General features: G+C 38.8%; 12 protein-coding genes. 6 read left to right on the top strand and 6 right to left on the bottom strand.

Annotation, left to right across the window (positions count from 1 at the left end; all coding sequences use genetic code 11):
* Window positions 1-106 precede the first annotated feature (106 nt).
* The 3 genes from CN288_RS18920 (at window position 107) to CN288_RS18910 (ending at window position 4,889) form a co-directional block, all read left to right on the top strand.
* On the top strand, window positions 107-379 hold the full coding sequence (locus tag CN288_RS18920; protein WP_098302840.1) for a DUF3910 family protein: 273 nt from the start codon (window positions 107-109) through the stop codon (window positions 377-379).
* A gap of 150 nt (window positions 380-529) precedes the next feature.
* The gene (locus tag CN288_RS18915) at window positions 530-2,149 is read left to right on the top strand and encodes an SWIM zinc finger family protein (RefSeq protein ID WP_098302839.1); all 1,620 of its coding nucleotides are present in this window, start codon (window positions 530-532) and stop codon (window positions 2,147-2,149) included.
* A complete protein-coding gene (locus CN288_RS18910) occupies window positions 2,133-4,889 on the top strand; it encodes a DEAD/DEAH box helicase (RefSeq protein WP_098302838.1) in 2,757 nt (918 codons plus the stop codon). The genes CN288_RS18915 and CN288_RS18910 overlap by 17 nt, the downstream gene beginning before the upstream one ends.
* A gap of 39 nt (window positions 4,890-4,928) precedes the next feature.
* Here CN288_RS18910 and CN288_RS18905 read toward each other — a convergent pair whose 3' ends face one another.
* Window positions 4,929-5,414 (bottom strand): VanZ family protein, encoded by a 486-nt coding sequence (locus CN288_RS18905; protein WP_026593998.1) that lies wholly within the window; start codon window positions 5,412-5,414, stop codon window positions 4,929-4,931.
* Between the two features lie 110 nt (window positions 5,415-5,524).
* Here CN288_RS18905 and CN288_RS18900 point away from each other — a divergent pair, with 110 nt between their 5' ends.
* Window positions 5,525-5,749 carry a DUF1659 domain-containing protein gene (locus CN288_RS18900; RefSeq protein WP_026593997.1) on the top strand — a complete coding sequence of 75 codons (225 nt, stop codon included), beginning with the start codon at window positions 5,525-5,527 and terminating at the stop codon, window positions 5,747-5,749.
* 28 nt (window positions 5,750-5,777) lie between these two features.
* The gene (locus tag CN288_RS18895) at window positions 5,778-5,993 is read left to right on the top strand and encodes a DUF2922 domain-containing protein (protein ID WP_026593996.1); all 216 of its coding nucleotides are present in this window, start codon (window positions 5,778-5,780) and stop codon (window positions 5,991-5,993) included.
* A 20-nt stretch (window positions 5,994-6,013) separates the two neighbouring features.
* Here the strand turns inward: CN288_RS18895 and CN288_RS18890 are convergent, their stop codons facing one another.
* A complete protein-coding gene (locus CN288_RS18890) occupies window positions 6,014-6,415 on the bottom strand; it encodes a DUF4359 domain-containing protein (protein ID WP_098302837.1) in 402 nt (133 codons plus the stop codon).
* A gap of 302 nt (window positions 6,416-6,717) precedes the next feature.
* On the opposite strand from CN288_RS18890, the gene CN288_RS18885 reads away from it, so the two are divergent.
* Window positions 6,718-7,197: a competence protein ComK gene (locus CN288_RS18885; protein WP_090695662.1), complete on the top strand. Its 480-nt coding sequence runs from the start codon at window positions 6,718-6,720 to the stop codon at window positions 7,195-7,197.
* Window positions 7,198-7,298: 101 nt separating this feature from the next.
* On the opposite strand, the gene CN288_RS18880 is transcribed toward CN288_RS18885, so the two are convergent.
* The 4 genes from CN288_RS18880 to CN288_RS18865 all read right to left on the bottom strand — a co-directional run.
* Window positions 7,299-7,766, bottom strand: a complete 468-nt coding sequence (locus CN288_RS18880; protein ID WP_026593993.1) for a sigma-70 family RNA polymerase sigma factor — start codon at window positions 7,764-7,766, stop codon at window positions 7,299-7,301.
* A gap of 219 nt (window positions 7,767-7,985) precedes the next feature.
* On the bottom strand, window positions 7,986-8,663 hold the full coding sequence (locus tag CN288_RS18875; protein ID WP_098302836.1) for a Yip1 family protein: 678 nt from the start codon (window positions 8,661-8,663) through the stop codon (window positions 7,986-7,988).
* 133 nt (window positions 8,664-8,796) lie between these two features.
* The gene (locus tag CN288_RS18870) at window positions 8,797-9,996 is read right to left on the bottom strand and encodes an ABC transporter permease (RefSeq protein WP_026593991.1); all 1,200 of its coding nucleotides are present in this window, start codon (window positions 9,994-9,996) and stop codon (window positions 8,797-8,799) included.
* Window positions 9,993-10,577 (bottom strand): ABC transporter ATP-binding protein (locus CN288_RS18865; RefSeq protein ID WP_098962704.1); only part of this gene is annotated, 585 nt, incomplete at its 5' end. The genes CN288_RS18870 and CN288_RS18865, both read right to left, overlap by 4 nt.

Raw genomic sequence — 10,577 nt, 5'->3', positions numbered from 1 at the left:
AGTGAAAATTTTAAAATAATCAATTACTGCTAAAAATTCAGCCAGTCCTCTTATTATTTGAGGGCTGGCTTTTATTTTTTTATAATAACAATAAGGAGGTTACAATATGAACCTGAATGCAAAAATAGATTGGATTGGTACACCAAAGCCCCATCATGATGGGACAACAATTGATTTTTCACTTGAGCATGATGACAATCGCTATAAATTAATCGTGCTCAATTACGATCAATCGGTTCAGTATAAGTTCGTGCAATACGGGATTAAGCCAGGATCACAAAAACCATTTCCAATTGATATACCATTTCAAGAAGAAATGCTTCCATTAATAGAAAGAATTCTACAGGATCCATATGTACAAGCTTTTCGTATTTTTTAGAATTGGCGATATATCATGCGAAAAGACTATCTCTTNNAAGAGATAGTCTTTTCGCATTTCAACATATGATTCGCAAATTCATTTTTTCTGTTTTCACAGCTTTTTGTTTATAATGGTAGAGGAAAGAAATCTTTTGTACGGAGGAAAATTATGCTGCAACATTCAATTACGAAAGATGAAATTATGATGATCGCGAATGAATTTGTTCAAGGACTTGATCCGCAGCAAGAAGCCGATCAAGTACATGTTGCCACTGCTCGTCACTTATATCGCAGCGGTCTTGTCTACAACGTTGATTTTGATGGCTATACGTTATCAGGCACCGTAGACGCTGAAGGGAACGTGTATAGCGTTCATATTCCGATTCGTGATATCGCAGAAAGTTATTGTGATTGCTTTGCGCCGACGCAATGTGAGCACATGCTTGCTGTTTTACTATCTGCTGCTTCTAGCTTCGGACAAGTGGGAGAAGTATTAGCATTATTTAAAAATAAAACGAAGCCATCACTCCCTCCGATTCGAACAGCAAGGCAAGTATTACAATCGTCTGCATTTGAAGAAACGGATTTTAAAAGTTGGCACGCATATTTTGAATCTGAATATGGCGCATTTAAAAAAGAACAAGCACGGCTCTCATATAAACAAATGTATTTTCTTATGAGTATCTTTACAGACTTTTATATGAAATTAGAACGAAAAGCACCGCGCATCGTTGCCATTCATGAATTGTTCAAATTACACGGCGCACTTTTTTGCTTTCAGAAGTTATTAGAAGAAGCCAGCGACTTTGAGACAAACAAAAAGTATTCCTATCACCAACCAATTCAAGTTGTTCGTCTCTTTGTCGATAAAGTTGAATCACTTGTACGTGACTTGAAGTCAGAATCGATTCCAGCTGAAAGTGAACCAATTTTGCAAGAAACAGCTCGCCGAATGCATGATATTTTCTTCTCTACCGACTCCTATACACAGGAAAGATTCTTTATTTACCGGCATATATGGGGAGAGCTACTAGCAAAAATAGCTTGGATACACGAAGAAGAAAAACGAATTGACGAGAAGATGCATCCACTATCGAAAGCACTCGCCGCTTCTCATCTATTCTTTTTAAAACAAGAAGACAATTCTGCTATGGACTTGCTCGAAACACAACCAGCGCAAGTTGTCGGTCTTTATTTCGATTGGCTCGAAGATTTACTGAGCACTATGCAATGGGAACGCGCCAAAAACTGGCTTTCTTTCACATATAAACAAGTGAAGAACACAATGAAAGATAAAGCCGACCCTATTTTTATAAAAGATATCGTCCGTTTGTTCATTATGATGTATGAAACATATGCAACGCACACAAATGAACAAGCTGGTCTTGAAATGATTTTGCAAGAGCTATTGCCATACAGCTTCACAAACTACGAGCACTATATACTAGCAAAAAAACAATATTATACATGGACAGAACTTCATCTTTTGTACGGATTTGAAGCCATTGAACTATTAAAAGAACCACTAAAAGAAATCGAAAAAGAAGCACCAGATGCAGCTCTTCCGCTCTATCATCTCGCAGCCGTACAAGCAATTGAAGAACGGAATCGCAAGTCATACCGCCGGGCGGTCCGTTACTTAAAGAAATTACGCATGCTCTATAAGCGGCTCAAACGAACAGATGAATGGCACACTTTCATTATCCATATCGCCAACTCATATTCACGCCTAAGAGCACTACAGGAAGAACTCCGGAAAGGAAAATTAATCGATGATCATACAAACTGAAGTAACAATTCGGCTCCAGCACGTAAATCAAGGTTGGTTTCTTTGGGGAGAAGATGAAATCGGCAATCTCTTACCTATAAAAGATTGGAAACAACATGCCTTCACATGGCATTCGACTTCCTTCTATGGCACCTTCTTGAAAGAAGCTACATATGAAGGTCGAAGTGGGATTATGCTAACGAACGTCCAGGCATTTGAATATATCGCCAACAGGCCAATGAATTCATTTGCCAGGCTGAAAATGAATGGTCCCATTACCACACTTACACCTGATGCAAAGGAACTATGGGATGCCTTTGTGACTGGAAGCTTTATACCTGATATGAAGAGCTGGTCCGATCGCCCATCATGGAAAGTGAACAATGTTTCAACTGAAGATGATACGCTATCATCACTTTTCTCTCAGGCAATTAATGAAAGTATTCTTCAGGACACGCGCTCGAGTGATGGCTGGGAGGATGCAAAAAGGCTATATGAGCACTATGATTTTACGAAGAAACAGCTTACAGCAGCGATGCATGAAGAAGATTGGCTCCGAAAAATTGGTTACATTGAGGATGACCTTCCCTTTACAATCGGTCTTCGCCTCCAAGAGCCGCAAGATGACTTTGAAATGTGGAAGCTTGAAACGATTATTACGACAAAGCGCGGAGCACACCGGATCTATGTATATACTAGCATCGATTCACTACCAAAAAGATGGCATAGCTATGAAGAGCGTATTCAAGAAACGCAGGAAGGGTTCGGCAAACTCGTTCCATGGCTTAAGGAAGATGATCACTTTCGAACTGAGCTTTATGAAACAGAAGCATGGAGCTTCCTAACAGAAGCAAGTAACGAATTATTAGCAACCGGCGTTGATATTCTACTACCATCTTGGTGGCAGAATTTAAAGGCAACAAAACCGAAGTTACGCGTTCAACTGAAGCAGAATGCGAATCAAACACAATCCTTCTTCGGCATGAACACTCTCGTCGATTTCAACTGGCGCGTTTCCACAGATGGTATCGACCTATCAGAGAGTGAATTTTTTGACCTGGTCGAACAAAACAAACGACTCTTTAATTTAAACGGACAATGGATGCGACTCGACCCTGCCTTTGTTGAAGAAGTGAAAAAACTAATGAAGCGCGCAGATAAGTATGGACTTGAAATGAAGGATGTCTTGCAGCAGCACTTATCAAACGCTGCTGAAGCAGAAATCGTAGAAGAAGACAATCCATTTACAGACATTGAAATTGAGCTAGATGGTTATTACGAAGAGCTCTTTCAAAAGCTACTGCATATTGGAGACATTCCAAAAGTTCAAATATCCTCCTCCTTGCAAGCTACACTTCGCCCCTACCAAGAGCATGGTGTAGAGTGGCTCTTATATTTACGAGAGCTCGGATTTGGAGCATTGCTAGCAGATGATATGGGTCTTGGAAAAAGTATTCAAACCATTGCTTACCTATTATACGTAAAAGAAAACCGCCTCCAAACAGGCCCGGCGCTCATAATAGCACCGACATCTGTTCTTGGAAACTGGCAGAAAGAATTTGAACGCTTTGCGCCAAACTTACGAGTGCAACTACATTATGGAAGCAACCGCTCAAAAGGTGATTCATTTAAGGACTTCCTTCAAGATGCAGATATTGTGTTAACTTCTTATGCATTAGCACAACTCGATGAAGAGGAGCTAAGCGCGCAATGTTGGGATGCCATCATTCTCGATGAGGCGCAGAATATAAAGAACCCGCAAACGAAACAATCAAGAGCTGTTCGGCAATTGCGGGCAAATCATAAAATTGCTTTAACAGGTACGCCGATGGAAAACCGTTTAGCAGAGCTATGGTCTATTTTCGATTTCTTGAATCACGGATATCTCGGAAGCCTAGGTCAGTTTCAGCGTCGCTTCGTAACACCGATTGAAAAAGATCGTGACGAAGCAAAAATCCAGCAAGTACAAAGGTTCATCTCACCATTCTTACTACGCCGGACGAAACAAGATCAAACAGTTGCATTAAACTTACCGGAAAAACAAGAACAGAAAGCATACTGCCCGCTAACAGCTGAACAAGCATCACTTTATGAACAGCTCGTACAAGACACGCTACAAAACGTCGAAAACTTAACAGGCATTGAAAGACGCGGTTTTATTCTAATGATGCTTAGTAAGCTAAAGCAAATTTGTAATCATCCTGCGCTTTATTTAAAAGAAGATTCACCGAGAGATATTGTGCAGCGCTCCATGAAGACACAAACATTAATGGACCTGATTGAAAATATAAAAGATCAAAATGAAAGCTGCTTAATTTTCACCCAATATATCGGAATGGGAAATATGTTACAAAAAATATTAGAAGAGAAATTCGGTCAACGTGTTCTCTTCCTAAACGGTAGTGTGCCGAAGATAGAACGCGATAAAATGATTGAACAGTTCCAAAATGGAACATACGACATCTTCATCCTATCATTAAAAGCTGGCGGCACAGGTCTAAATTTAACTGCCGCAAACCATGTCATTCACTACGACCGCTGGTGGAATCCAGCTGTGGAAAACCAAGCGACAGACCGCGCTTATCGCATCGGTCAAAAGCGATTTGTACACGTTCATAAACTCATTACAACAGGTACACTCGAAGAAAAAATCGATGAAATGCTAGAGCGTAAACAATCGCTAAGTAGCGCTATCATCACAAGTGACAGCTGGATGACAGAACTATCAACAGACGAATTGAAAGAACTACTCGGTGTATAATAACCACCGATATATGAAAAAAAGGAGCTACCCCAAAGGTTAGCTCCTTTTTCTATACCAAAACCAATTACTTATTATAATACCTGTCAATCCGCCCGACGTATCTAAAACTGTATCTTGCCACATCGGTGTACGGTCACCTGTAAACCATTGATGAATTTCATCGAATGTTGCATACCCAGCGACAAAAAGAAGTGCAAATAAAAAGGATCTCTTCCTCGAGCATCCTGAACGATACAATGCATAGTATGCCAATGCTCCAAGCATAAAGAACACCATAAAATGAGCTCCCTTACGCAGGAAAAACTCAATAAAGCCGCCAACACCTTTATTCGCAATACTAACTGGTGTACCTCCGCCGTAATCAATGGATACCCATGAAAAATGTTCTTTCACAAATTCTACGTTCACGTACTGTTCAATATCTGAGCGCATATCCTGCTTCTTATACGGCTGCGCTGAAGAATAAAAAATAATCCCGATCCATAGTAAAACGGGAATCCAAACTAACCTTTTACGATTCATCTGTAGAAACTCCTCTCTCATTCTTCTAAGAGTACCAAAAAAAAGAAAAAATTTCACGCCAAAATATGACCATTGCCCCCTATATATATGATGAAAAGGGGGTGAAAAACATGGCGATTGAAACAATTGTAACTGATTTAAGCTTACGCCTTGTCCTAAACGGCGGCACAGACAAAAACGGGAAAGCAATTCTTAAAAACAAACAGTTTAAACGAGTAAAACCAAACGCTGATGTAGCAAAGGTGCATGAAGTTGCACATGCACTTGCTTCATTGCAAGAATTAAAGCTTCATGCTGTTCAACTTTTAAGCACATCTGACATCTCGAATCCGTAAACTTCTAATGAAAAGGAGGTAAATGAAAATGACAGTACTTGAGCTCATTTTCTTGAAAGAGGATGGAAAAACCGTTGTCTTTTCTATCGACAATCCGATTACACCTGTGAATGAACAAAACATTAACCAAGTGATGGACACGCTTCTCTCCTCTACAATTTTCTTATCACTTGGTGAAAATACCCGTAAAAAAGGAGCACGCCTTGTTGAAAAGACAGTATCCGAAGTAACAATTGCTCCTTAAACGATTAAGACGAAGCTGCATTACTTTGCAGCTTCGTCTTTTTTCTTCGGCATCTCAATCGGAATAAAAATATGAGAAAACCCGACTGAAACATATTTATAATTTTCTTTCCCTAGTGTAAATTCTGTCGTATATGTCGAGAAGAAAATATAATCGCTTCGCTTTGTATAATGGTTAATCAACACATCAACTTGTGGCTCTACATATTTCTTCGCTAACTTCTTACCAATTGTCGCAAGTTCACCAACAAGCCCATCTGGATCTTCTTTTTCAACCTCTGCTAATTTTTTACTAATATCATTGCGATTCATAAATTGTTTTGCTGCCCATTCTGTATATTCCCCTTTACTTGGGTTGCTGCTTGCTAAATATACGAAAAGAAGGACAACAAGTGCCATAATAACGATATACTTCCGTTTCATATTCTATCACCGCCTAACTATTTCTATTTTCATATATATGTACAAGTGATGCAAATTATATAAACCTAACTTAAAAAGCGATAGAAACTCTTTCTTTTTAAGAGGTAAAAAAAGTATAGATTCATTTTCGTATGCAAAACAACTTATATGTCAAAAAATTAAAATGAACTTATACAGAAAACTTACTATTTACAAGGTAAAATTAAATTTACAAATATTTACAAATAATTAAAATTGTTTTTATATTCCATCTATATACTAAAATATGTAAAAACCAATATTTTTTAAGGGAGGCTTTTCAGGTGCATGATCCAGCTAATCTGTATGCTATTTCTAGTACCGTAATGATGATGATGTCTTATGAAGATCCGTTTTATCGTACTCAAATCCATACCACCAAAGGAATTCTCTACTCACCTAAGACACCTTTAGAACTAATAAAAGAATTGATTATCTTACACAATTATTCCACATATGAAGGCAGACGGAAAGCAATTATTAAAAAATGGGATTTACGACAAAATACACCGATCCCAATTAATCATCGGCGATTCATTTGTGCCATTCCGACAAAATCACCTACCGCTTGGGATTGCATCTGGGTCTTCTACAAAGGTATTAAAGTAATAAAGAAAGACGTGAATAATCAAGCAATACTACATTTTTATAATGAAGAAACAGCAGTTCTCCCCATAACCTGCTACAAAATGAAACAGCAATGGAGAAAAGCTGGTAATTTAATCGCTCAAATGATGCTTGATGATTTTCATAACGATTTCTAGCATAAAGTGAAACTTTAATCAGTCGCGGGGCTCTTACTGCCCGTTAAGGCAAGATAAACGAAATGGAGACAAGATATCCTCTTGTCTCCATTTTATATTTCCTATATCTCAGCCTGCATCTTCCCCAGTGCCTGCCGATATACCCATCTCACTTGATGATACGTCATCCCCATCTCTTCAGCAATTTCATGCATCTTCTTTCCTACATAAAAACGTTCGTAAATAATATGTTTCTCTTTCTCATCTAACAAACTCATATAATCCTGAACTTCTGATGATGCTTCCGCTCCGCATACATTTTGCAAAATTTCCTGTCCAGCGAATGTATGCCGCTTTTGAAATCTACTTTCTTTCTTCAACTTCTCTATTAAATATCCGCGCACTGTTACGAATGCATAAGCTGAAAAAGTCCCCTTCTCTTCCTCATACTTTTCATATGCCTTCCAAAGTCCAATTAAACCGCATTGATAGTACTCTTCATAATCCCGGTACAGACAAAGCCTCTTCATTTGATTTTTAATCATCTTTTCATACAACGTAACTGTTTCTGTAAAAGTAGCCGGTTTCATATCGTGCCTATTTCTAAAAGGTATACCTCTTTGTTATTCCGCGGTACCTTTACAATATAAGAAGATAAAGCGGATTTCATGGTGAGATATTTGAAATTCTGCATAGGGAAATTTCAAATATCTGTAGAGGAAATTTGAAATACGAGGCCTAGTATTTCAAATACATACAAAAATAAAAAAAACGACTCCATATGAGCCGTTTTTTTAATATGTCATATATTATGCTTTCGAGAACATACCGCCGATTGCACCGAATCCCAATGTTAGAATGAAGAAAACAATAACAAGAATTGTTGCTTGTTTCTTACTTAAACCAGCCGTAATATGTAATCCTAATCCTGTTACCACTAATCCCCAAATTGCAAATATCTCAAACTGTTTTAGAATGCCATGTACAACGCCACCAGTAGAAGCAAATACCGGTCCTAAACCTGTATACATTTCTTGCCCATTTCCACCAAGAATAAATGCTATTACCATATTTATAATTCCACCAAGAACAGTAATGACACTAGAATATACAGTAATTGTTAATAATTTTTTATAAGGAGTATCATTGCTCATAAACATCATTAATACTTTATACACAACTGCACCAAGAAAGAATGTAATTATAATAACAAGCGCTGAAAAAAGAAAGCCTCCCCCTAGCGTGAACACCAATGGCACTTCATCAAATCCAAGTTCCTTATTTGTTGCTATGGACGCAGGATCTTTGGAATATAAATACGACATAAGAGTTCCCATAACACCACCTAATACGGTCATTAACCAAAACGTACCCCATACCGCATCACTATTCTTCATTCTCTCAAACTGTAAGCCAGGAGATGTGATCATTCCTAGTAAAGATGGTTTTTCTCCACTAACCTTTTGCGAATTAACATTCGGTTCCATTCTAAAAAACCTCCTTGTATTTATATAACCCGTTCTAACGGGCGGTTCGCATCCTCTTTACTAGAGGCGGCGAACCGCCCATCAGAACACTATGTATGTGTAGTAGAGGAGCCCCCTCTACTACACTAGCAATCTATTCGTAACGAAGTGCTTCAATTGGATCTAATTTCGCTGCTTTGTTCGCTGGAATTAATCCGAAGATAATGCCGAGCGTCATCGAGAATAACACACCGCCAACGACAACTTCCCATGAAACGAGAGGTGGCCATTTTGCAAATGTGGACACAATATATGCGCCTCCGTAGCCAAGGCCGATTCCAATTAATCCACCAAGAAGCGTTAACATAACGGCTTCAATTAGGAATTGCAGCAAGATTTTACTGCGCGTTGCTCCAAGTGCTTTACGTACCCCAATCTCACGCGTACGCTCTGTTACGGATACAAGCATGATGTTCATTACACCAATACCACCAACGACTAATGAAATTCCAGCGATACCGCCAATGATCATCGTCATGATACTTGTTACTTTCGAAACACCTTCTTGGAATTCTTTTAAATTCACCATTTCGTATTTACCGGAAATCTCACTTGGCTTACGACTATTTAACACTTCAACTGCTTTTTTGCCGGCAGTCTCCAAACTATCTACATTTTTTGACTGTACAGCGATACTTTGAATTTCATCTGTTCCGTATAAAGTTGGCCATAACGTAAGAGGAACTAGCGCCTCTGAAGGACCCATTCCCATAAACGAATTCTCTGATTTATACACACCGATAATTTGCATCGGTTGACCCTTCATCTCAATAATTTTCCCAACAGGATTCTCTTTCTTAAACAACTCATCTTCCATTTTCGTACTAATCATGACCACGTTATTTCCTTGCGAAATATCGTTTTCATTGAGTGAGCGACCCTTTACTACTTTCGTCTTATTGACTTCAAAATACTCACTATCTAGTCCAATAACATTAACCATCTCTTTTTTATCATTAATTTCAAGTGGTTCCATCGTATTATTTGTTGTAATGACATGAGAAATTTCCGGGAGCTTTTTCACTTCAAAGATGTCTTCTTCCGTTATTTTCGGTATTTCACTCGCTCCCATTCCATACGGATCATTAATATCCGCAGCGAAGTGGATTGGCATGACATTATTACCAGAACCAGCAATTTGTGACTTTAACATTGCTTCCCCACCTTGCCCAATCGCAACAACAGTAATAATAGAACCGACACCGATAATAATTCCCAGCATCGTAAGTGCTGAGCGCAGTTTATGAGCTAAAATAGAAGATAGGGCAATTTTGATACTATCTAGTAAACTCATACCGCACACCTTCTATCTTCTGTAATTTTCCCATCCCTTAACACAATTCGGCGCGAAGAATACGCCGCAACTTCTTCCTCATGTGTAACCATAACAATCGTCGTACCTTCTGCGTTTAACTTCGTGAATATATCCATAACTTGTTCCCCTGATTTTGTATCAAGAGCACCAGTTGGCTCATCAGCCATAATAAACGTTGGATCATTCGCAATGGAACGAGCAATCGCCACACGCTGCTTTTGTCCACCTGAAAGTTCACTGGGTAAGTGATGCACACGGTCTGATAATCCGACTTTTCCAAGCGCTTCAAGAGCCCTTTGACGGCGCTCAGCTTTCTTCACACCACCATAGATAAGTGGAAGCTCTACATTTTCTACCGCTGAAAGACGTGGCAATAAGTTAAAATGCTGGAATACAAAACCGATATATTCATTACGAATAAGGGCAAGTTTTGACTCGTCTGCTGTTAAGATATTCACGTCATTCAACATATATTCGCCTTCTGTTGGACGATCTAAACAACCGATAATATTCATGAGTGTTGATTTCCCGGAACCAGATGGTCCCATAATCGAAACAAA

The organism is Bacillus sp. AFS023182, assembly GCF_002560575.1.
Taxonomy (GTDB): Bacteria; Bacillota; Bacilli; order Bacillales; family Bacillaceae_G; genus Bacillus_A; species Bacillus_A arachidis.
This window is presented reverse-complemented; position numbering and strand designations above follow the sequence as displayed.

What these genes read in the sequence shown, in the direction of transcription:
- CN288_RS18920 (WP_098302840.1), top strand. Translation starts at nt 107, where the DNA reads ATGAACCTGAATGCAAAAATAGATTGGATTGGTACACCAAAGCCCCAT.
- CN288_RS18915 (WP_098302839.1), top strand. Translation starts at nt 530, where the DNA reads ATGCTGCAACATTCAATTACGAAAGATGAAATTATGATGATCGCGAAT.
- CN288_RS18910 (WP_098302838.1), top strand. Translation starts at nt 2,133, where the DNA reads ATGATCATACAAACTGAAGTAACAATTCGGCTCCAGCACGTAAATCAA.
- CN288_RS18905 (WP_026593998.1), bottom strand. Translation starts at nt 5,414, where the DNA reads ATGAATCGTAAAAGGTTAGTTTGGATTCCCGTTTTACTATGGATCGGG.
- CN288_RS18900 (WP_026593997.1), top strand. Translation starts at nt 5,525, where the DNA reads ATGGCGATTGAAACAATTGTAACTGATTTAAGCTTACGCCTTGTCCTA.
- CN288_RS18895 (WP_026593996.1), top strand. Translation starts at nt 5,778, where the DNA reads ATGACAGTACTTGAGCTCATTTTCTTGAAAGAGGATGGAAAAACCGTT.
- CN288_RS18890 (WP_098302837.1), bottom strand. Translation starts at nt 6,415, where the DNA reads ATGAAACGGAAGTATATCGTTATTATGGCACTTGTTGTCCTTCTTTTC.
- CN288_RS18880 (WP_026593993.1), bottom strand. Translation starts at nt 7,766, where the DNA reads ATGAAACCGGCTACTTTTACAGAAACAGTTACGTTGTATGAAAAGATG.
- CN288_RS18875 (WP_098302836.1), bottom strand. Translation starts at nt 8,663, where the DNA reads ATGGAACCGAATGTTAATTCGCAAAAGGTTAGTGGAGAAAAACCATCT.
- CN288_RS18870 (WP_026593991.1), bottom strand. Translation starts at nt 9,996, where the DNA reads ATGAGTTTACTAGATAGTATCAAAATTGCCCTATCTTCTATTTTAGCT.